Below are 20,456 nucleotides of genomic sequence, written 5' to 3' on the forward strand. Positions count from 1 at the left end.
GAGTAATTGTTGGCTAAAATGTAAAGCGTAGAGGAACCGAGCCAACTATTACGAATCCAACTTTAAGACTTTATTAGTTGCCTTGTAATCTGACTTTTCATCTATTAGCCCAGCTATTCCATGAAGGTTGACAAGTTGTAGGCTCTCCGAGATCCTCTATCTCGCCTAGAGCGTCTTCAGCATACTCGTAGCCTAGTGTTTTCGCCTTGTTTAACCAATTCATTCCTGTTTCCTTTTCACCAGTACAAAAATAAAACTCACCTATCCAACCAGCAGCTTCTGAGTGTTCATTTTTTGCTGCCCATAAATAATATTTAACAGACTCACCAGAATTCTTTTCTTCTAATAATTTACCTAATTGGTAGCCTGCTTCAGGGGTCTTATGCACTTTAACTAAATGCTTTAACAACAAAGTACTTCTTTCAAAATCTTTACTTAATTTGGAATTTTTTACCCCTAGATTTAAAGAGCTATGCTGCGAGTAATAGTATCTCCCTCTGGAAAAAACACTAGCCAAATCTAGAACTTGCTGCTCACTTAACTTTTCATGATTTTGATATAGTTTATTAATAGTAAGAATAAAATCATCTTTACTATTGTTACCTTTAATTTTATTTAATAACTCTTTCGCCTTTGGAAAACCATTATCATGTAACAACTCAGCTAAAGCGATTGCCTGCATCTTTTCTTCTTCACTTTTCAATGCGCTCGAGTTTACATAAGAGTTAACAATAGAAAACATCGCTAAAGGGTAACCATTATTTGCTGATTTATCTATCCAATATTCAGCTTCTTTTTGCATTTCCAAATTCGATTCTTTATTGTAGGCAAGGCCTAATACAAATTTCCCCCAAACAAATTGGGCTTGTGGATTTCCATTATCAGCTAACTTTTTCAAATAGATAGCTTCACTTGACGGTTTGTCTTTAGTTCCAAATTCATGACTAAAGTTTGTTCCAAATAATATTGCCATATCTGTATTACCTTTTTCGAATGTAAAACAAGTATCCACAATACTTTTGACATTAGTGCCTTTCAATTGATTTAAGCAATCACTCTCTGCATAAGCATCAACCGTAAATAAGGAAACACAAAGAATAGCAAGATATTTATACATAATATTAATTTAACTCGAAGCTCTAAGGGAAACTAAAATATTACTCTACGACAAAAGTAGCATAACCACAGCAGATTTATCTGCCGCATCACAACGACTACCCATGTATACGTTTTATTATGTCCAACCATAACAATAACTTGAATAGATGTCACCAACTCACAATTGATAAAAGTACGTCAAATGCCGCATAACAATGCTAATTGGCAAATCACACTCACTGCACATATACTGATATAAATAATCCAAATATAATTTGATAATAAATCGCTATTTTTATCTATGACCTAAGCGCATATGTATACACAAAGGTATGCCAAAAGCACTTGGCGAAGAGGCTGTAGGGCAATATTTAAGTCACCTAGCTAATCAACAAAACCTGACTGCAATCACACAAGCGCAGCCGCTCAATGCACTTTTATACATGTACAAAGAGATTATTAAGCGGCCGCTGAGTTTAGAGTTTAAGATTAATAACAGTGGTCGCTACCAAAAGCTACCTGTTGTGCTCACAGAGCAAGAAATCGCAACATTGCTTACACATTTCCCTCATCAGCATTTGCTGCTTCTATGTTGCCAGTGTTCCATTCTTAGCAATTATTTTCATAGGTTTACGCCCAAAGCAGCACGCGTTAGCGCGCCCAGACCGCTGGGCGATGCTGCCTTTGCTTGTTAAATGCTCGTGCAAAAAAATGCATTATATTCATTAATGCCGTCTCTAATTGTACTAAATAAATCGTCTGTATCTCTTCGAAAGAAGAAATCGGCACCCGGCTTTTCAATAAGTACCGTTTTCTTTTTTTGAGACCGTTCTCCATCCCATTTTATAAACACAAAAGCTCCATCATCTTGTATCTGTTCTAGTTTAGATAACAGGTTTTCTAGTTCCATGGTTAATCCTATTTAAGACATTTAACGCCGGAATGTACGGCCTTGTTATATTTTTTCACACTCTGTTGTATCTATCGGGAATCTAGCTATTTCTTTGTGGTTCATATCCATGTAACTGTACTTAACAACAATTGCCATTTTTATAAATTCAGACATAGACTCACTTGTACAAACCGCATTCACTAAATTAGGTTTCATATTTTCTTGGAATTTTGGAAAATCCATATCCGCTACTTCGTAGTTAATTAGTTTATATTTATATGTAAAAGTTTTATTGAAACCAACCGTTGAAACAAGATGTGTATCATTGTCCACAACCATAGGCAGGTTAACATTGATGGTATTAGCTGTTTCAATTAAAATTTCTGTGTAATCATCGGGTTTTGAAAAGATGCCACTTACAGCCCACTTTCCAATTATCGCACCACCAATAGCGCAAATTATTATGAATGCATTTGTGCCAAACTTTTGCAATGCGTTTGTTAGCCGTTACTGCTCTCCGATTAATTTAATATCCGATACATAAATACCGAGAAATGAAGTTGTTGTTACTACAATGGCATCATAAGGGTTTGCTGATAAGGTATTGTAGTACTCCTCAGTTATACAATAATCAAAGTTATATGCCTTGATAGACTCAAGTGCTAAATAAAATTTGCATGGACCGCTTCGGGTCATTTTCTTTTTTACAACAACATCCTCAACATACACATTTGAGCCAATTAAAAAATTAGCTAATTTAGGAAAACTTATAGCGAAACTAATCCAAAGCTCAACAAACATTAGTATTGGTAATAAAAAATAGATCACCAATCTTTGATGAATTTTCAGATAGCCAAAATAAATACGCCCAGTATTTATCGACTTTAAAGTTAAAATACACAGAAAAGCCGTCAAAAAAAACGAAATAAATATAGCTATTGTTTGAACCATTTCACTGCTTATGAACTGATTAGAAAAAACACCAATAATAGCTCCAAACTGAACCATTAAGAACAAGGAAAATAGAAACTTTGTTTTGGTTGAGGGTTTAGACTCTCGAATTACAGCCATACAATCCTTTAACAACTAACGTCTCATTAAGTGGCGAGATACAGAGGTACGGTCGCGAGCCAACTGTTACACGTCCGTTTAAATAAATGACTGCTTATATACCGGTTTCTTTGTGTTCACTAAACCTTTCGTACCAACCATCTTCAGTGAATAACTCACCTTGTAAACAATCTGATTTTTTAGCGATATTATCACCATTTACCAAAATAGCTAACTCACACTGTGCTTCTTCAACTGCAAATAAAAAATCGTGGATACCGGTATCAATGCACTTAGTCACTAGGCGATTTATTATTTGTAATTGTGACTCAGTAAATTGCGACAACCCTTTCGTAAGCTCTAGACAATCTTCGGACTTGATCGTACCAGTTTCGATATCTAAGCAACGATTTAGCGCAGAATCTCGTAAATCTTCTGCTATTAATTTACCAAATTTATCTAGACTGCTCATCGATAGTACCTTAGGTGCATAACGCCGCGTTAAACGGCTAAGTAATCGTTGGCTAAAATGTAAAGGGACGTGAAACCAGCCAACTGAGTTTTGTCCGCTTTTAAACAGTTTGTTATGTGAATTTACTCGATTTCCCATTCTGAAATTTCATCGACGGGTCGTGGCATTCTACCCTCTAACCATTCAGCACAAGTTCCTGGCCTAAAATCCATATTTTCACATTCTATTACCCAAGATAAGAACTCTTCAGGGCCTCCATTCATGTATGGTGGTGGCGACACAGGGTAAAAAGATGTTGGAAGCCTCTCATCTAATAATAAATAATTTAGGACATGGCCTAATTCTTGGATTGTATTCCACGCTAAATGATGAGTTGTATCAATGGTGAATTTAACCCACCAACTTTCGCTCTCTTCTGAGCCATGTGCTATTTCACCAGTGACCGCTGGTACTTTTTCTAAAAACTCGGTTAATTTTGTAAATGCTCGACTATCCATAATTCACATAACGCCCTGTTAATAGGCAAACTTATCTGAGTTGATTTTTGCCTGCGAAGCAAAAAGTGAAGAAGTTACATTTATCTTATTAAACAGATTGTTAGGCTTAATTTTCACATCTTACCAACTTCTCAGTGCAATGCCCTTCAGGCCATTCTGACTGCTTCCAGCAAAATGAATTGTCATCTTTTAGAATTAAGTCCCATAGGAACATTTCACCTTCTTCCGTTTTTTGTGTTTCATTAATAACTATTGTTCTAAGAAACTTATCACCCTCGGCAAGAATAGAATAAACAATTCTATCGTAAGTCTCTTCACTTGTAGTTAACTTCAAACCTGATTGAGAACTGTGGTACATTTTACTACCGGTGTCATTGAAGGTGATTGTTATAGAATGCTCTGGCGCACACTTATTTTTTTGTGAAGCCCAATCCCATTTCCCAGCTAAAACACTTCTAATATCATCTTCTTGAACATTAAAATAAACTTCCGCAGTACCATAGCCTTCTATTCCCATTTCCGCATACCAATCACCTGCCTTATTTACACTTTTATCAAGGTAATGGGAGCACCAAAAAGACAAGTTACCCCCATCTGATTCATATGTATTATGCTGCGAATTAACTATATTTCGTTTTCCATCATATATAACACAGCTGTATCGATATTTTCCGGCAGGTAAATTCCACTCTGAATAGACATAAAAATGTTCATGGTCCAATTTTATTGTGTCAATTTTATCGACTGGAAGTCCACTTGAATCTAAACCACTAGTTACAAAAACACGATAACCACCAACATGATCAACATTTTTTGCCATTGAATAACCCGAGCTTAAAAAAACTAAAGCTAGAGAAAATATTATACTTTTCATAAAACTCCATTTTGAGCCTAACCTGCTAGATGCTTGGTTAAAATTTAGCGAATAATGAGCGTCAGCCAAGCCTTAGAAGCCATTTTTGATGCATTTTGTTATTCGCGCGCTGATTCAATGCTTTTCTCAATACAGTGAAAAAAATACCAGTAATAAACAGGTACGAGCGCAAAATGAAAAATCGCGAGGTAAGTATAAGACGTTTCCAAAATACCATAAAGTAAGAGCAATACAAAGTATATTACCCAAAACCCAACGGTAGCTCGCATAGTAGCTGGAAATCCAAGGACAACAAATAGCTCTAATGGAGATATTTTTCCCTCTATGCTCTTTGTGGAATTATAAATTTTTGCGACATAAAAGTAGACTATGAAAGCAGCAGGAATGTATGAAGCAAAGCCAAGCGCGTCTAACCTCCAACCAATAAAATAGGCTAAAACGCCTTGTGAAAAGAGTCCTAAATATAGCGTCGCCAGATAGTATTTTACTTTTTGCCAGTCATGAATATTATCCTCAATGAGCTCCTTAGCTAGCGATTTGAGGTTCCAAAAATACATAGATACTTCCTTACACAAAAAAGCGTAAAACGCTTGCCGTAAACAGCACAAAATAGCAGGCTAAAATTAGCGACGAAGGAGCACAAGCCTGCTGTTTTGTGTACCCAATTTATTTAATTTGTTATATTCCCTGACACTCAAAAGTAAAGGCTATCTTTAGCAAGCTGCTCTTGCAGTACTTCTAGAGAGTCATAAGATCTCGTTTCAGGATAAGGCAATACTTCTTTCTTTTGTGACCAAGTTAAATGAACAATATAAAACTTATTGTCACAAACGACTAAAACACCGTCTTTGTCTTCTCGCTTTGCGAGTATTTTAGTGCTTTTGCCATACAAATCATGACCAACAGGTAATTCGGTTGCTATCTCAGTTAACAGTACTGCTTCGTGTGCAGAGCTGTAATCTTCAATATCGCTCCAGGGTTCAGAGTACATAGTTCTCCATGGGAATATAACGCCGCGTTAAACGGCTCAGTAATAGTTGTCTAAAATGTGAAGCGGAGTAAAACCAGCCAACTGAAATTTTGCTCGCTTTTAAACTGTTTGTTAGATAACGATTATTCAACTAGGTCAATATCATAGATCACACTCAAATTATCGGATTTTGTGCAAACATGTTTAACGGCTCTAGATCCAATGGTCGGTGAATTACTACACACGACGTGTTGAGATTTCATTCCATACCTTAGAATGTATTCCTCTACAATTTTATCTATTTTTTTCTGAAACTCGGGATCGGCTGCATTATAAAAAGCTCTGTATTGATCAGACCACTCTTCAGTCTCTATTTCAGTGGCTACACCGAGCCACCCCATACCTAACAAAGTAGATTGCTCAACGTGGTGGCCTTTCAAGAACATAAATGCCAATGTATATTGCGCACCTTTGTATCCCCAAGCTGCTGGTGTCTTTAAAAGCTCAAACGCCTGTGCATATTCTTCTTTTTGATATTTCTTTATTCCATTTATTTCATCTAACTCAAGTGAAAGTTGTGTTTTGCGAATAACATTATTTGACTGGCACCCAAACAAAAAGATAAAACATGAAAAAAATATTATAAGAAACCTAAAACCCATTTTTTACTCCAAAGGTCGATTCATAATTACTTAACTCCGCAATATGGAGCCCACAATTGCTTGGCTAAAATTAGCAACAATGGAGAGCACGCCGAGCTTTTTGCGCCCATTTGTTTAGACGCTTGTTATACGTTGTTTAATGGTTTACCTTCTAGAGATGGTAAACCTAGGCTGACACGTTTTTGGTTGGAAAGCCACCAATACAAATCAGAATGCTGGTAGGTGTTTTACGCCCAAAAGCTTGGGGGTTCATGATATACAACTTCATCCTCTAAACCAAAAACGTCTTTAGTACATCAATGTCGATTTACTCTCAATACGGCTTCTTCTTCGCAAATCGAGTAAAGTATGATCATTTCTTTACCTATATCTTGGCAAAAACCCTGTTGCCTCAGCATCGTAAACCCTAAATGAAAAGTTCGCTATTCCCTCCTGGACGTGTAGCCCCAATGAGAGACAAATACCAGTTGGCTAAAATCGTGAGCGGAGTGAACACAGCCAACTGTTAGGTGCCCAGCTTAATTGGCTTCTTGCGTGCACTTATACTTGCCATGCAATGCTGATTCAAAACATTTTCCATCAGCACATATATCAATCATTTCATATAACTCAATAAGTTGATAATTATACCCTCTACACTTTTCAGTAGCCCTGAAATGAAAAAAATGCTCTAAGACTTCACGACTATGATTTTGCGTAGATATAATTTTTAATACATTAACACCATTTTCAAAAGTCGTTTCATCATAACCTTCTTCGTATGAACCAAACTTCACAGGCTTATAGTTAAAACCTGTCGGTACTGAACAACCAAAGGTAGAGAGAATCACCAAAAATAGAAAATTTCGCATGTACACCTAACGCCCGTCTAAGCGGCGGATAATAGCAGGCTAAAATTACCGGCGAAGGAGCGCAAGCCTGCTGTTTTGCGTCCTTCTGCTTGAGGCGTTTGCTATGTGTTTTTTACACACTCAATGTAAACATCTGGAACGCTGATAGAGTTGTCATCAAACAACAATTTTTCAAACGAAACATTGTTTATATGGTAACCATGCTCATTTAGTAGTTTATTAAGCGTTTTATACAATGTTGTACTTTTAAGAGCATCAACAAATAGCGGTTCAACCAAGTTTGGTTGTTTAGTTAAATCACCTTTCCAATAGGGAAATTTATCGCGGTAAAAGTTAAATATCTCTGAGTTGGTATTTTCTGAAGATTCACCAATGAGCCTCACATAGAATTCTTTACGGCTAATTTTTATTACGGAGAAAACTTCTTCAAGTGAGCTTGCATTACTTGGATAAAGAGCTAGCTCCATGCTAGGAGCGGCACCGTATTGGTTAAAACTAGTTAATTTTACTTCAGTGCTACAAGAAAATGCGCTGAAAAATAAGCTCAAGATCAACAGTGAATATTTGATAATGCAATCTCCTAAAACGCATGCCGCCCCTATAACAGGCAGACAATGCTCTGGTTGCTTTGAGTTATTTGGGTTATTTGGGAGCGCAGCGCCAACACAAAGTAACCGGAGTGTTGAGCGCCCAGCGCACGCGAAAATTGTGCGCTGATGTTGACTTGCCTTGTTAGATAGTCTTTACGACCATTCATTGTCATTAACACCAAATAGTTCATTGGCAGATTCTTTTGCACCTTCTAACGTATCATAGCAGTAGTCTGCAGTACTAAACCCATCGGGGCTAATTAGTCAGAAATAGCCATTCTCTGGGTTTCCATGTATTTCAAGATGAACGTCACACTCTATAGGATTAGCTCCAGTTCTCTGATGCGGGGCCATATCCAAGCATTACCAATCGTCCAAATAGGAACCACCTTATTGGCGCTATGACTCATCCTCTTACACCTAAACAGCTAACGCCTTGCTTAATCGGCGCAAAATAGCAGGCTAAAGTTAGCAACAAAGGAGCGCAAGCCCGCTGTTTTGCGTCTTTGGCTAAAGTGTTAGTTATAACTTCGAATACCCCAAAACTTTATATCCCGTAGGAGTTTGTCTAATTGGAAACTTCGCAATAGCAGTAAGATGCTCAATTAAGCTTCCTACCTTGTAGTTTTCGTCACACGTAAACTCTAACCACTCAATCTCTTTATAAATAGATGGTTCAATAAACCAATAATCATCAACATGCTCCGCAAACTGCTCTGAATACGAGGTTTTTATTTGGTCATTGTTAACCAACTTATAAGTTATTCGATAGCTTAGCTGCTCAAATGATGCCGCCGCCTTAAGCAATTTAACCCATTTTGCATTACTCATATAGGAAACAGAAAACTTGCGAGCAATTACCGAATCTAATCGTTGATAAGATTTAGCTAATTTTTCTTCCTGAACTTTAGTCATGGCCTCAAAAGTAGTTATAACGCCCTGTTATGGGGCGAATTAAGCCTGGCAATGCTAGCGAAGAATGAGCGCCAGCCAAGCATTAAGGCGCCCATCCAATAAACAGCTTGTTATATCTTTTTTTAGTTTCAACATCTTTATTCTCAAGAAGTTTGAAAGTTTCTTCTACGAAAATCGGTACGTATTCATCCAGCATTTCGTTCCTTTTTCCTAGAATCTGTTTCGACAGTTTGGATACTTTTTTCTTATCAACCACACCCAGCTCAGTTAACACATTAAGATACCTATTGCATGTATCAGTCATCCACATATCTAAATGGCTTTCAAGACTAACTACTTTCTCCATGCGCCTCACCTATTTGAAACATAACGAACCCAATAAGGGGCCGATAAATGCTTGGCTAAACTACTTAGCGAAGTGGAACTGAGCCAAGCTTTAGCAGTCCCTCGCCCAATTAGTTTGTTACTCGGTTCTATCGATAGATATTTGTACATTTGTGGCGCCAGATATATTTGGTTTATTTGACCATGCCACTAGCTCTTCTTCAATAGAACTAAATATTTGCCAGCCACGAGCAACTCTTTGACCCAAGGCCAATACAAAATAGACCGAGTCTGACCATTCAGTAGTTGGGAGCTCGGTATTAAATGAATAAGTCACCCCTCCTTTATGGTATGGCTGGATTAGTATGTTATCAGCCTCAAGACCAATTTCATCGTGAAACCACTTGGCGACTTTTAATACAGATTTTTCTTTCTCAGACTCTGTAAATATTTTCCAATGTAGATGCATAACTATTTCGCGAAACTAGCCAACTGAGTTTTGTCCACTTTTAACGGTTTGTTATGTGTTTTTGACACGTTTCCCACGTAGCCTAGCTTTACATTCAGAATCACTCAAAATGAGAATAAACCTTCTTATTTCATAGTGTTGATTACTTAACCTATACCCAGAATTTGATAATTGATTAAAAAACTCATCCCAGTCCATGACTGTACCACTAGAGTATGTTTTTTGGTAATCATAAAAGAAATCACGATGCTCAGAAAATGTTTCTAGTGAAGTGAACTCACAATCCATCCACGGTTGCTCAGAGCCGACAATTTCCAATTCCGCAATTACAGTCGAATGGCACGTTAATTGAAGGAACTTACTACAATTCAAATGAATTTCCTTAGGATATGAATAATGCGCTAAATATGTATCTTACATCTCAGCATCATGAATTTCAGTACCAAAGACCAAGTCAATTTAGAACAAAAAACAGTCAGCCAACTTGTCCAAAGGTTATCATCAACATTTCCAGATGCAACAAGATAACTGGTTCACTTGAAGCCATTATGTGCTTTTCGTCACCAAACTTACCATACCAGAATGGCCAATCTGGAGCGCTTAACCAACCATCCATACTCGCGCAAATTGCTTTAACACATTGATTATATTCATAAATTTAAAATGACGTGAGATTTAGAGTTATAGATTTTTCCATATCTCTATCCAGTTGTACGTCACTTGAGAAACACAAATACCCCTCGCATAACGGGCTAATAATGCGTTTGTTATATACCTTGAACTTTACAACCTATTTCGTCTGTTTGCTCAACACTTTCAGTAACAATAACCTCATCAAATTTTACTTCACTTGCAAAAGATACTTTCCCGTAAATATGCTTACTAGTTCTAACTTTTTCGCCCAAGAAGGTATCACTTTTAGCGTTTTTTACAGAGTCAATTATACTCTGAGCAAAGTTTAACAGCTCCTTTTCGCTGCCCATTAAATAGGCCTCATGCCGACCCAATGGCGCTTACTGGGTCGGATTCATTGGATTCTTATAGCGACCTATAGTACTTCAAGTTCTCGGGATTTGACGTCTAAACGATGAACTCGAATAAGACCGTCTTTAGTTTCTGCGGTAAATCTTACTTGATGCTGAGTATCCATTTCGCTTTGGTAGATACCCTCGGTCCAAAGGATATCTTCTGGGTCTGTACCAAGCTCATAAGAAGACCCGTCCTCAATGAAAAAAATAGCTATACCGCAGCCTGAAACAGCAACAAACTCTTCATGTGTTGATATGAGACCTGAGGATGGATCTCCATAACAACAAGAAATGTGTACGTCTTTCCTGTCAGGAACGTTCTTGCACTTTAAGTAGCTACTTTCATAGCACGAATAAAGCCTGAAATTATCACTCTCAAAAAGAAGTCGGTTGCTCGGATTCATGAATTAGCTATAACGTCCGCCTAAGCGGCAAATAAAGGCTGGTTAAACTTTGTCAGGTACGAGCACAAACCAACCTTTATGTGTCCGATTACCTTGAGGCATTTGTTATGTTTACTCTTCTAAGTGCCAACCAACAATATCACCGACATCATCATAGACATTAAAAATAACTTCGCAATCACAAAACCCGCCATGTTCATTTAACCAAGGAATTATTTTATCTGGATTTAAATTACGACTAATTAAAAAATCCGTTGTTTCTCTGAGGGTGTGATCACAATTTGGATCATTTTCTCTATTTAGAAACGATAGGAGCTCTTTCAATAATTCAATTGATAACGGCAATGAAGCAATTAATTTTTTATGTTCATTTTGCTTGAACTGAGTTTTGAGTTTTTTCTTCTGTTCTTTGTCCACAAGCAGATCTCATAGTAAACATAACACTTACAGCAACAAGTTACTGGGCGCGAACTTTGCTTGCCTATAGCAAAATGCGTGAACGGAAATTTGTCTGACTGACTGTTTTTTATACTTTTTACCAGAATTTCCACCAAGGACTATTCTGAGTGCGTCTAAATCTTAGTAAGGGTACCTCTTCAGCTTCAAACAACCTGTCGTCAATACAACCTTCCAACTGATAACCATACATGCAGTTCAAAGCTTTCTCTCCTAGTTCCAGTGGGTGAAATGAGAACGAGTATTCCTCCCCGCCTTCATCTTGGTCTTCTGGATCTATTGCAGGATGTTTACCTTCCCAATACGGTTTCTCGAAGTCATATTGCTCTCCTACATCTTCTAGAATTCCACTATCGGGCGACAAACTTAATGCCCGTTTGATTTGTTTATTTTCCCAAACTGCAAATGCGAACCAACCAGAAGCACTGTGCATTGCATGCAATTGAATAGTACTCCCGAATTTCGTCGTTATAAACCGTTCAGGAATCTTCGTAGGGTAATCGATTCCAAATTCTGTAGCTGCGATTACAAGTACTCCGTTGTAATATCCTGCATATATTTCATCCTCTTCAAGGTTCGTAAACGACAAGTCGCCATCTTCCAAAGGAATAAAACTATGATCAGGAAATAGCTCAGTTAAGCATTCCTTGGTTTTTCGATATCCAATTCAGGAATTGATTTTAATATCTCAGAAGCACTACCTTCTGAGTATACAATCATCCATGTCTTAGCACCCAATTGAACCTCCTGAGCCGAAAATATAACGCCCAAATACCGGGCTTAAAAAGTTTGGCTAAAATAGCAAGGTGCGAGCTGAGCTAAGCTTTTTTAGTCCGTGTTGATTTGTTTGTTAGCTGTACTTTGACACTTGCTATATATAACCAATGCAGATATACAAACTATCGGAACAAAAACAACATTAGACAATAATAAACCTACAACTTTTGCAAGCCAAAATACACCAGCAACCCCAAAGCCCTCGATATGAATAGACATTTTTCCGATAGCTACAACAATAGCCATTACTAAATAATAAAGAAACGCTAAACCCAGAAAGTAGCTCTGAGCCAAGAACCACATTTTCATAGAAGATATAACCGCTTTACCTTTTTGTTTTAGTTCAACTGAACTTATAAATTGGCCTTGAAATTTAGAAATAGATCTAGGAACCAAATAGATTGATAGTATTAAAAATACCATTCCCCCTGACCACCATTTGTCTTCAGTTGTGAACCATTTCATTAATAACAAAAGAGCAAAAAATAAAGTTCTTCCAAGAAAAACAACTTTGGAATTAAGCATAAACTTCCTTTGAACAGCTAACGCCTGCGTAACAGGGTGAAATAGCTAGGCTAAAATTGGAAGCGCAGCGAACCAAGCCTAGCTTTTTTGGTCCAGTTGACGCATTTGTTATGTTTGAGCTCTCACTAAATCTAAAGCGACAGCTATTTGTATTTGATGTATTTTACTTAAATTGTGTAAATAATCATTAAGTTCAACTCGTTCTATTACTGGCTCTTCTTGCGCATCAAATCTATTGAGCTCAATATTTAGGATATAAGAGCCTGAAATAACCAGCACAAATATATCTTCGCATTGCTCAGGAATATGATGCAGCACATAGCTATTTTTAACTTCGTGACCAGCGTTTATTAATATTCTGTTTAAGCGTTCAGATTTCAAATTTAAGATGGAATTTGAAGCAAGTAACTTCTCCCTAAACTCGCACTCAGCTCTACTTCCAGTTAATCTCAAATGTCTCTCCCTTAAAGATAGCGCCCCAATAAGCGACGGATAATAGTTGACTATAATTGTGAACGAGGTGAACGCACCCGACTTGATTGGCTTGTTATTTGACGCTTACAAGCTCTACTTTTTGATTGCCTTAGTAACATCAGTATATGCTGAACTATCTCCTGCAGCATACATTGAAATATTCACATAAATAACCCCATATTCACTCTCAAACTTCCAACTCTCAAATTGATCCATTTCCGTGTCTATGAATCTAGAAAGTAAGGTAATCATTTGGGAAAATTCTTCATCTGTCATTTTTTTATTATCGGACATTGAATACTCTGAACCTTCTTTCAGTCACATAACGCTTTGCTAAGGGGTAATTGACTGTTGGCTATTCTTGCGCGAAGCGCCAAACCAACTGTTAATTGTCCAAGTGAGTTTACGAACGAGCGTGAGCAATGTGTTATGCACCATTTTCCTCAAGCCATTCACAAAATATATCCCCTGAGTTTTCGTCACCAAACTCTGCGGGAGTTTTTACTATTTCTAGAGCTGTCTTTGGAATTGATGTTTGAAACTCATGAACAACCCAATCTTGAAACTTTAAGTTTGGCTTTACAGTAAATTCATTTTCCTTGAAGCTCTCGAAAGGAGTCTTATCAAAATCCTCATTCCAACAGATTTCATCGTAACCTATTGCAATTAACCTAAGAAAATCAACTGCATCATCAGCTAAAACGCAGGCTAAAATTGATCCCGAGCCAGAGCCAATATGAACAATTTTCTGCTCTCCATTATCATCAATCCAAAAAGCAGCTACAGAACCATCTCCACCTGTACGGGCAAATATGCGTAATCTATTTTCAACACCTTTGTGCACAAAGTAAAAGTCATCGCTTTTTGCCTCAGCATAAAACTCGATTAAAGTTCCACCAGGTCTTTGAGAGTCAGTCCACTCATTTCTCATTTTCTCAATCGGGTAAAGGTAACCCACTCGACCAATTACTGTATCTTCAGCCAATCCGTTACTTTCAATCCAATCAAATAACTTAACTAGTGGTTCAGGTATGCTCATTGAATCAGGTAGGGTTTCTTGTATTGTTTTTTGAAGTAGATTCAAGTGTAAATTTTCCTTGGTATATAACGCCGCAATATGGGGCGAATTAAGTTTGGCTAAAATTAGCGAAGAATGAACGCCAGCCAAACTTTAGACGTCCCACACATAATTGCTTTGTTAGGTATACATTACTCACCGTACTCAGATAAGTACAATTTAATACCGAGTTCTCTCATGATACTCATAGCTTTAGAGGATAAAATTGCGCCACCGCCACAAGCATTTTCCTAATAGAAAAGCCAACGTCGGCAATATAACTTGAAGGTGTTAAATTTAGAGGGTTTTCCAACAACCAACTCTCAAGCTCTTGAATCTGGACAGGAAGCTCCCAATCGTCTTTTGCTAAATGAGCTAGCTTTTCATTCGATTGTTCAACTTTGATATAAATTGTCACTCAAGTTCCCTATATACCTAACTCCGCCATAAGGGGCGACCTGTTCGTAGCTTGCCTTGTGTTATGGTAGAGAGCAGTGACAAACAAGGCAAACGGAGTGTTGGACGCCCTAGCCGATGTGTCTTTTACCAGCTATACCTTCATAGCTATGCTAGGCTTTTTCAAGAGCGACACCATAATTAATACCCAACAGCACCTTCTTTAAGGTCTCTTCGAAACTACCTATACAATAAAGCTGCTCATCTGGATCAGTGAAGATATAAAAGACGTTGTTATCATCTACAAGTAACAACATATGCTCATGGTGCGCAGATGCAATTGCAAACAGGGATGTACGTAAATTATCCCATTGGTTATTAAACTCGCTACTAAAGTCAAATGGTTCGGCCCAAAAACAGATGTCACTTGCTGCAAAATCCGTCCCAGAACCAACTTTACCGACTCTCAGGCTACCATATTCTGACAGTAATCAAACAGCGTTTTTGTAAGCTGAATTAGACATGTTTAAGGCTCTCTTCTTAACCTTGAATGATCGACCTTCATACCACCCTGAATCGACAAATAACTGCTTGATATACTGCTCAGTGTTCATGGAAGCCCAACGCCCAATTGAGAGGCAATAGTATAGTTGACCATAATATGAAGCGGAGCGAAATCAGCCAACTTAATTTAGTCCGCTTTTTGAACTGTTCGTTAAGTGTTTCTAACCCACCCAATACTGAGAACATAACGGTTACCTTCTTGGACTTCAGTTACCTGATGTTCGCTTTCATCTGGTCTAAATAATTTAATACGCCTTGTTTCAAAAATAGGATTGACACAAATAAATTCACCTCCTACTTTAGCGCTTTTCAGCACTATATTTAAACGGTAATGCTTGCCACTTTTTACTGTATCTGTATGAGGCGCAATTCCACTACCTTTAGGGAAACGCAGTAAATAAGTATCGAACTTTATAGGCCAATAAGCGCCACAAATCAGCATTTTATCGTAGCCCGATTTTTGCCTTCCTCGTTCCCAACGAAACAATCCTTCTAAAGACGACATTTCAACTCTCGAAACACCTAACGTTCTAATAATAAGAAAATTATAGGCTACACTGCGGCTGCGCGACAAGCCTATTATTTTACGTCCTTATTGATTGACTTGTTAGGTGCATTTTTAATTACATGGCAAGCTATTTTATAAGCAGTAAACTCAGCCTGAGTCTTTCTAGGGTGGTCACTAGGAACAACTTAAATAGCGCCTATAATTAAATTGCCAGATAACTCATTATTCGCTTTTTCTACGCCTTTTTTTATTTCATTAATATGATTATCTAAATCAAATTGAATTTTGCCGCCTACTTCATCTTTGCTTAAAAGCTTGACTATTTTTATATCGTTTACAGCAGTGTCGGTAAATTGTATAGATACAAGAACACACCCTGGGCCAGTAACATGTTGATAGCGATAAAACAAGCTTTCTTGAATTCTACCCATTGCTCCTAACGCTCGATTAACGGTTAAAAATTGTGGTCTAAAATTGAGCTAAGCGAAAAGCCCGCAGTTTTTAATCCCGATTTAATTGCTTGTTAAAGTTATATTTACCAAATAACTTGTGAAAAGCAAACCAAGCCAAAACAATTAAAAACAGTATTATGAATAGCACAGTTACAGCCATAAACTCTGTTTGATATTGAAAAGGAGAAGCTAAACCATTGAATTCATCTTGGGCGAAAGAACAAGAACCTGTGCCTAACCTATTTTGAGTTAATGTACCTCCACACAAGGTTACGGTTAATGAACTGACTACGGCCAATATAATTATTATGACAATACAGATAATTCTCTTTGCTTTATCTTTCACATTGAACCTCGAGTAGCTCTAACACCAGCATTTTCGGCAGTTTTGGAGCGCAGCGGTAAAACCATCCGGTAACATGCGCTTGTTAGCCACTTTCACGCAACTTGCTCAATTCTGCATTTTTGGCACAGAGGGTAGCTTTCAACTAACTCTGAAATCAGCAATTTCATCTCAGAGAAAGAAGTTCCGTAAAGATAGAAAGCTGTTTCCGTTGGGCCTTGCCAGTAGCTATACACCTTGCCAACACCTTGAGTTAACCGATCAAGTTCACTGTAAACGTGATTTGAGTCACTATTGGTATAAACCTCGTCGTCTAAATCAGTACCATTTAGGTAGATTGCCAACCCTTCCAAGGAGCCAAATTCGATTTCAAAATCAGTAGCTTCTATTGTGATTTTTGACCCTTTTGGAACACCAATTTTCTCTAACGAAGATTTTATTAAACTAATGGTTGAATCTTCAGAATCAGGAACTTGGATTTCTACATCACAGCATTCAATTTCTCCAGATTGTGATTGTAGTGTTCCACCACCTGAAACCTCACACTTTGATTCCTTTGAAAGAATTTCATCAAGTGGATCCTCATAGATCTCTACACGATGCATTGGTTGCAGACGAGCATTTACCGTAACCATAATAAATTGTGGATCAACCTCTACTTCTTTCTTTTTCCTTTTAAATAATCCAAACAATGCGCGATCTCCTTTTGTATAACTAACGCCATAATAAACAGCACAAAATAGCTGGCTAAAATTAGCAACCAAGGAACGCAAGCCTGCTGCTTTGCGTCCTTTGGTATAGCGTTTGTTAGTTATACTTTAACCTTCTAAGCTCATTCGCATTTGGAAGTGGTTTTTCTGGCCTATTTAAGCAATACCTGCAATTTGAGTCACCACACTTTTTCTCTAACCACTTATTACAGTATGCACAAATATATGCATCATAATCATCGTAATAAATCACCTCCGAATTACAGTAAGCACATTTTTTAATGTCGGTATCCATTACTTGACCATTTATTCGATAGCACCCAGCAATTATAACTGTACCATCGCTGGGGTTTTCTAAGATGAACTCTAAATCTTCCATGTGCACCTTACGCCCTATTAAGTGGCGGATAAAGCTTGGCTAAACTAGTGGGCAAAGCGAAACGAGCCAAGCTTTGCACGCCCCTCTTCACTAGTTTGTTATGTTTTCAATTAAAGTTTATTGCTTTTTTTGACCACATTTTGTCAAAGTCACTTTCTGTTAAAAACTCACAAGTACCGTAACTCTGATTATTTAAATTATCATTTGTTATTATACCTTCCGGTAGTTGACCATAAGAATCAGCTTGATGCTCTTCCAAATATTTCAGCAGTTCACCATTAGATTGTATCTCAATACTTCGAATAACTTCACCTTGTACATTTATTTGCCAATAAGAAACAATGTTGTCATCCAAACCAATAGAGTTACCTTTCGAAGAGTATTTTACAAATTTCAATTGAACCTCAGAAAAACATAACGCCGCGTTAAACGGCAAAGTAATGCTTGGCTAAAATTAGCGAAGAGTGAGCGCCAGCCAAGCGTTTTACGTCATTTTTGATGCATTTGTCATATGCTTGTTTGATTAAATCTAATTACATCTTTATGGATACCATAAGCTAAATCAACACCCGATTTGGCATTTGTAAAGAATTGAATCCAGCCATTATTAACACCATCTTCCCAATCAGGAATTTCACCATACCTTTCAAGGTAAAGTGTAACTTTTAGATTTAAGCCGTTATCACTATCTCTTCCTAGAGTGTCATCAAACCAAGTCGAACTAACCATTTTGTTTTTCTCGTAAAAGCCACAAGAAAAAGAATCTGTTGTTACTTTATAAAAACTCTCTTCTTCCGAATATTCTATATCTGGGCTAACACTTTTCAAAATTTCTAAACCTTGTTCCAAAGTGATGCCTAAAGGGATGTGTGGTGAAATTAATTGCATATTTTCCTTAGCATATAACGCCTTTGTAACAGGCATTTTTTGTGTAGTGGAGCTTTGCGGTAAAGTGGCGTAGCCACCGCAAAACGGAACGTAGCAAAAATGTCCTGTTAACAAACTTGTTATGCATTTATATGAGCCAACGCCACACGATACCATTAGTAGATTCGAATGATGGAACTAATATTTTTTCGTTCTCTCCGACTTCAGATATTAATACCCATCCCTCTGAATCTATGAAATACATTATAGGGTTCCATTTGCATTCCCAATACATCCATTTCTTTGGATATATCCCTTAAATGCTCTTCTTTAATTAGACTACTCTCTTGAATAGATAGCTCAATAAATTTAAGAATAGCCTCACCCGCTAGGGACTCACTTCTTGTGAAGCTTCCCCACAAATTAGGGAAATCCTCGCTCTCACGTTTGATTTTTCCTACTTCGATATCTTTATATTTAAGCGTGTAGTTCATATGACTCTATTGATGCATAACGCCGCAAATAAACAGCAAAAATTAGTTAGCTAAAATTGGGGAGACACGAACCAAGCCAACTGGTTTGTGTCCGCACTTTTTAATTTGCTTTGTTATGTACCGCGGTAAGCAGAACACTCTTTAACTATATTTTCCAGAAATTCTTTTGATTCCTTGGAAGACTTAGGTGTAAAAACCTCACCTGGGTCTTCTGTCTTTCTACCATCAATTGTTAATTCAAAGTAATTAATTTGCCCTTCAGCTTTTTCTACTTCTACGGAGAGCAAATAACTAGTTAATGCCCGATACTCTTCAAATTTCTCAAAGAAACAGACCTCATAAACAGGAACATCGAGTTTTTTACCATAACCCACCAATTTGATAGATTGGAAACCGCATGAAGCCAACGAAGAAAAAAGTAAGATTGAAATCAGTGCTTTCATATCACCCTAGGTACATAACAAATTATTCTACGACAAAAGTCGCATAGCTACAGCGGAATTTCCGCCGCATAGCAACGACTAACCATGTATACATTTTATTATGCCAACCGTAACAATAACTTGAATAGATGTCACCAAATTAGAATTGATAAAAGTACGTCAAATGTCGCATATCAATGATAATTGGTATGCGACATTAACTGTATTTGTATACATATAAACAATCCAACTAGAATTCGCCATTTTTATCTATTAATCAAGCGCATATGTTTACACAATGGAATGCCAAAAGTACCATTTCATGTTACCTTTACTGGATCACTGTCATCATTCATTTCCATCACTTGTTGCCCCAAAATGCACTTGACGAAGAGGCTGTAGAGCAATTTTTAAGTCATCTAGCTAATCAACTAAACGTGGCTGAAAACACGCAAGCTCAGGCGCTCAAAGCACTTGTATTCATGTACAAAGAGATTATTAAACGGCCACTGAGTTTAGAGCTAAAGTTTAATCAAAGTCATCGCCAACAAAAGCTATCCGTTGTGCTCACAGAGCAAAAAGCCGTAACATTGCTAACATAACAACAAGCGTTACAATACCAATTGCTCTGTCATCTAGTACATTGGGTTCAATTCCTTGCGTATAAATAACATCTCCAATCCCATCAAACGTCTTGCCTCTTTCACTTTCCAGTATTTAAGCGAGCTGAGTTATACACCGCTCAAGACCTTGGGAGCGAGCTGCACTGCCGGCACATGACATCGCCATAGCACTGAGAAAACCAACCTATATTATCCATCTCAAATGTTTACACATTATCTGCTAGCTTAGATGCCATAGATTGCCAAACCCGCAATTTTGTACAAGCACTAATGAATAAGTTGCGTTAAGCTGATTTTGGTAAGGGGGAAGTTT

At 37.5% G+C, this 20,456-nt stretch carries 37 protein-coding genes; 2 read left to right on the plus strand and 35 right to left on the minus strand.

Going from position 1 to position 20,456, the window contains the following annotated elements; all coding sequences use genetic code 11:
- Nucleotides 1-97: 97 nt before the first annotated feature.
- Nucleotides 98-1,117: a hypothetical protein gene (locus N480_RS00310; RefSeq protein WP_063370552.1), complete on the minus strand. Its 1,020-nt coding sequence runs from the start codon at nucleotides 1,115-1,117 to the stop codon at nucleotides 98-100.
- A 313-nt stretch (nucleotides 1,118-1,430) separates the two neighbouring features.
- Here N480_RS00310 and N480_RS00315 point away from each other — a divergent pair, with 313 nt between their 5' ends.
- A complete protein-coding gene (locus N480_RS00315) occupies nucleotides 1,431-1,793 on the plus strand; it encodes a phage integrase N-terminal SAM-like domain-containing protein (RefSeq protein ID WP_063370553.1) in 363 nt (120 codons plus the stop codon).
- Here N480_RS00315 and N480_RS00320 read toward each other — a convergent pair.
- From N480_RS00320 to N480_RS00485, 34 genes are all read right to left on the minus strand, one after another.
- Nucleotides 1,790-2,008, minus strand: a complete 219-nt coding sequence (locus N480_RS00320) for a hypothetical protein (protein ID WP_063370554.1) — start codon at nucleotides 2,006-2,008, stop codon at nucleotides 1,790-1,792. The genes N480_RS00315 and N480_RS00320 overlap by 4 nt on opposite strands.
- 45 nt (nucleotides 2,009-2,053) lie before the next feature.
- Complete coding sequence (locus N480_RS00325) at nucleotides 2,054-2,482, minus strand: hypothetical protein (RefSeq protein ID WP_063370555.1); 429 nt, start codon at nucleotides 2,480-2,482, stop codon at nucleotides 2,054-2,056.
- 15 nt (nucleotides 2,483-2,497) lie between these two features.
- A complete protein-coding gene (locus N480_RS00330; protein ID WP_063370556.1) occupies nucleotides 2,498-3,061 on the minus strand; it encodes a hypothetical protein in 564 nt (187 codons plus the stop codon).
- A gap of 94 nt (nucleotides 3,062-3,155) precedes the next feature.
- Nucleotides 3,156-3,512 (minus strand): hypothetical protein, encoded by a 357-nt coding sequence (locus N480_RS00335; RefSeq protein ID WP_063370557.1) that lies wholly within the window; start codon nucleotides 3,510-3,512, stop codon nucleotides 3,156-3,158.
- A gap of 122 nt (nucleotides 3,513-3,634) precedes the next feature.
- Nucleotides 3,635-4,009, minus strand: a complete 375-nt coding sequence (locus N480_RS00340; RefSeq protein WP_063370558.1) for a hypothetical protein — start codon at nucleotides 4,007-4,009, stop codon at nucleotides 3,635-3,637.
- A gap of 106 nt (nucleotides 4,010-4,115) precedes the next feature.
- The gene (locus N480_RS00345; protein ID WP_063370559.1) at nucleotides 4,116-4,883 is read right to left on the minus strand and encodes a hypothetical protein; all 768 of its coding nucleotides are present in this window, start codon (nucleotides 4,881-4,883) and stop codon (nucleotides 4,116-4,118) included.
- Between the two features lie 98 nt (nucleotides 4,884-4,981).
- Nucleotides 4,982-5,440 (minus strand): hypothetical protein, encoded by a 459-nt coding sequence (locus N480_RS00350; RefSeq protein ID WP_063370560.1) that lies wholly within the window; start codon nucleotides 5,438-5,440, stop codon nucleotides 4,982-4,984.
- A 137-nt stretch (nucleotides 5,441-5,577) separates the two neighbouring features.
- Nucleotides 5,578-5,874 carry a hypothetical protein gene (locus N480_RS00355; RefSeq protein ID WP_063370561.1) on the minus strand — a complete coding sequence of 99 codons (297 nt, stop codon included), beginning with the start codon at nucleotides 5,872-5,874 and terminating at the stop codon, nucleotides 5,578-5,580.
- A gap of 122 nt (nucleotides 5,875-5,996) precedes the next feature.
- Complete coding sequence (locus N480_RS00360) at nucleotides 5,997-6,515, minus strand: hypothetical protein (protein ID WP_063370562.1); 519 nt, start codon at nucleotides 6,513-6,515, stop codon at nucleotides 5,997-5,999.
- 518 nt (nucleotides 6,516-7,033) lie between these two features.
- The gene (locus N480_RS00365) at nucleotides 7,034-7,366 is read right to left on the minus strand and encodes a hypothetical protein (RefSeq protein WP_063370563.1); all 333 of its coding nucleotides are present in this window, start codon (nucleotides 7,364-7,366) and stop codon (nucleotides 7,034-7,036) included.
- Between the two features lie 101 nt (nucleotides 7,367-7,467).
- Nucleotides 7,468-7,833 carry a hypothetical protein gene (locus N480_RS00370; RefSeq protein WP_063370564.1) on the minus strand — a complete coding sequence of 122 codons (366 nt, stop codon included), beginning with the start codon at nucleotides 7,831-7,833 and terminating at the stop codon, nucleotides 7,468-7,470.
- A 645-nt stretch (nucleotides 7,834-8,478) separates the two neighbouring features.
- The gene (locus N480_RS00380; protein ID WP_063370566.1) at nucleotides 8,479-8,871 is read right to left on the minus strand and encodes a DUF6678 family protein; all 393 of its coding nucleotides are present in this window, start codon (nucleotides 8,869-8,871) and stop codon (nucleotides 8,479-8,481) included.
- Between the two features lie 82 nt (nucleotides 8,872-8,953).
- The gene (locus tag N480_RS00385; RefSeq protein WP_063370567.1) at nucleotides 8,954-9,217 is read right to left on the minus strand and encodes a hypothetical protein; all 264 of its coding nucleotides are present in this window, start codon (nucleotides 9,215-9,217) and stop codon (nucleotides 8,954-8,956) included.
- A gap of 117 nt (nucleotides 9,218-9,334) precedes the next feature.
- Nucleotides 9,335-9,664, minus strand: coding sequence for a hypothetical protein (locus N480_RS00390; RefSeq protein ID WP_063370568.1), 330 nt, complete (start codon nucleotides 9,662-9,664; stop codon nucleotides 9,335-9,337).
- 51 nt (nucleotides 9,665-9,715) lie between these two features.
- Nucleotides 9,716-10,036: a hypothetical protein gene (locus N480_RS00395; protein WP_063370569.1), complete on the minus strand. Its 321-nt coding sequence runs from the start codon at nucleotides 10,034-10,036 to the stop codon at nucleotides 9,716-9,718.
- 103 nt (nucleotides 10,037-10,139) lie between these two features.
- The gene (locus N480_RS25170; protein ID WP_155732724.1) at nucleotides 10,140-10,280 is read right to left on the minus strand and encodes a hypothetical protein; all 141 of its coding nucleotides are present in this window, start codon (nucleotides 10,278-10,280) and stop codon (nucleotides 10,140-10,142) included.
- A 151-nt stretch (nucleotides 10,281-10,431) separates the two neighbouring features.
- Nucleotides 10,432-10,647 (minus strand): hypothetical protein, encoded by a 216-nt coding sequence (locus tag N480_RS00400; RefSeq protein WP_063370570.1) that lies wholly within the window; start codon nucleotides 10,645-10,647, stop codon nucleotides 10,432-10,434.
- Nucleotides 10,648-10,712: 65 nt separating this feature from the next.
- Nucleotides 10,713-11,096 (minus strand): hypothetical protein, encoded by a 384-nt coding sequence (locus N480_RS00405; RefSeq protein ID WP_063370571.1) that lies wholly within the window; start codon nucleotides 11,094-11,096, stop codon nucleotides 10,713-10,715.
- A 111-nt stretch (nucleotides 11,097-11,207) separates the two neighbouring features.
- Nucleotides 11,208-11,513, minus strand: a complete 306-nt coding sequence (locus N480_RS00410; protein WP_063370572.1) for a DUF2695 domain-containing protein — start codon at nucleotides 11,511-11,513, stop codon at nucleotides 11,208-11,210.
- Between the two features lie 118 nt (nucleotides 11,514-11,631).
- On the minus strand, nucleotides 11,632-12,219 hold the full coding sequence (locus N480_RS00415) for a DUF6928 family protein (protein WP_419554931.1): 588 nt from the start codon (nucleotides 12,217-12,219) through the stop codon (nucleotides 11,632-11,634).
- A gap of 161 nt (nucleotides 12,220-12,380) precedes the next feature.
- Nucleotides 12,381-12,854 carry a hypothetical protein gene (locus tag N480_RS00420; RefSeq protein WP_063370573.1) on the minus strand — a complete coding sequence of 158 codons (474 nt, stop codon included), beginning with the start codon at nucleotides 12,852-12,854 and terminating at the stop codon, nucleotides 12,381-12,383.
- Nucleotides 12,855-12,962: 108 nt separating this feature from the next.
- Complete coding sequence (locus N480_RS00425; RefSeq protein WP_081231698.1) at nucleotides 12,963-13,307, minus strand: hypothetical protein; 345 nt, start codon at nucleotides 13,305-13,307, stop codon at nucleotides 12,963-12,965.
- A gap of 114 nt (nucleotides 13,308-13,421) precedes the next feature.
- Nucleotides 13,422-13,622 (minus strand): hypothetical protein, encoded by a 201-nt coding sequence (locus N480_RS00430; RefSeq protein WP_063370574.1) that lies wholly within the window; start codon nucleotides 13,620-13,622, stop codon nucleotides 13,422-13,424.
- A gap of 133 nt (nucleotides 13,623-13,755) precedes the next feature.
- The gene (locus tag N480_RS00435) at nucleotides 13,756-14,496 is read right to left on the minus strand and encodes an SMI1/KNR4 family protein (protein WP_231102199.1); all 741 of its coding nucleotides are present in this window, start codon (nucleotides 14,494-14,496) and stop codon (nucleotides 13,756-13,758) included.
- A gap of 94 nt (nucleotides 14,497-14,590) precedes the next feature.
- Nucleotides 14,591-14,803, minus strand: coding sequence for a hypothetical protein (locus tag N480_RS00440; RefSeq protein WP_231102200.1), 213 nt, complete (start codon nucleotides 14,801-14,803; stop codon nucleotides 14,591-14,593).
- Between the two features lie 693 nt (nucleotides 14,804-15,496).
- Nucleotides 15,497-15,850: a 2OG-Fe(II) oxygenase gene (locus tag N480_RS00445; protein ID WP_063370575.1), complete on the minus strand. Its 354-nt coding sequence runs from the start codon at nucleotides 15,848-15,850 to the stop codon at nucleotides 15,497-15,499.
- A 188-nt stretch (nucleotides 15,851-16,038) separates the two neighbouring features.
- Nucleotides 16,039-16,284, minus strand: a complete 246-nt coding sequence (locus tag N480_RS00450; protein ID WP_063370576.1) for a hypothetical protein — start codon at nucleotides 16,282-16,284, stop codon at nucleotides 16,039-16,041.
- 70 nt (nucleotides 16,285-16,354) lie between these two features.
- On the minus strand, nucleotides 16,355-16,651 hold the full coding sequence (locus N480_RS00455; protein ID WP_155732725.1) for a hypothetical protein: 297 nt from the start codon (nucleotides 16,649-16,651) through the stop codon (nucleotides 16,355-16,357).
- A gap of 92 nt (nucleotides 16,652-16,743) precedes the next feature.
- Nucleotides 16,744-17,340, minus strand: a complete 597-nt coding sequence (locus N480_RS00460) for a hypothetical protein (protein WP_196761431.1) — start codon at nucleotides 17,338-17,340, stop codon at nucleotides 16,744-16,746.
- A gap of 115 nt (nucleotides 17,341-17,455) precedes the next feature.
- Entirely contained in the window at nucleotides 17,456-17,737 is a 282-nt protein-coding gene (locus N480_RS00465; RefSeq protein WP_081231700.1) for a hypothetical protein, read from the minus strand.
- Nucleotides 17,738-17,843: 106 nt separating this feature from the next.
- Nucleotides 17,844-18,134, minus strand: a complete 291-nt coding sequence (locus N480_RS00470; protein ID WP_063370756.1) for a hypothetical protein — start codon at nucleotides 18,132-18,134, stop codon at nucleotides 17,844-17,846.
- Nucleotides 18,135-18,244: 110 nt separating this feature from the next.
- Complete coding sequence (locus N480_RS00475; RefSeq protein WP_231102201.1) at nucleotides 18,245-18,739, minus strand: hypothetical protein; 495 nt, start codon at nucleotides 18,737-18,739, stop codon at nucleotides 18,245-18,247.
- Nucleotides 18,740-18,828: 89 nt separating this feature from the next.
- Complete coding sequence (locus N480_RS00480; protein ID WP_063370579.1) at nucleotides 18,829-19,098, minus strand: hypothetical protein; 270 nt, start codon at nucleotides 19,096-19,098, stop codon at nucleotides 18,829-18,831.
- A gap of 113 nt (nucleotides 19,099-19,211) precedes the next feature.
- A complete protein-coding gene (locus N480_RS00485; RefSeq protein WP_063370580.1) occupies nucleotides 19,212-19,541 on the minus strand; it encodes a hypothetical protein in 330 nt (109 codons plus the stop codon).
- Between the two features lie 266 nt (nucleotides 19,542-19,807).
- On the opposite strand from N480_RS00485, the gene N480_RS00490 reads away from it, so the two are divergent.
- The gene (locus N480_RS00490) at nucleotides 19,808-20,122 is read left to right on the plus strand and encodes a site-specific integrase (RefSeq protein ID WP_063370581.1); all 315 of its coding nucleotides are present in this window, start codon (nucleotides 19,808-19,810) and stop codon (nucleotides 20,120-20,122) included.
- Nucleotides 20,123-20,456: the final 334 nt, after the last annotated feature.

The organism is Pseudoalteromonas luteoviolacea S2607, from assembly GCF_001625575.1.
GTDB classification, from domain to species: domain Bacteria; phylum Pseudomonadota; class Gammaproteobacteria; order Enterobacterales; family Alteromonadaceae; genus Pseudoalteromonas; species Pseudoalteromonas luteoviolacea_E.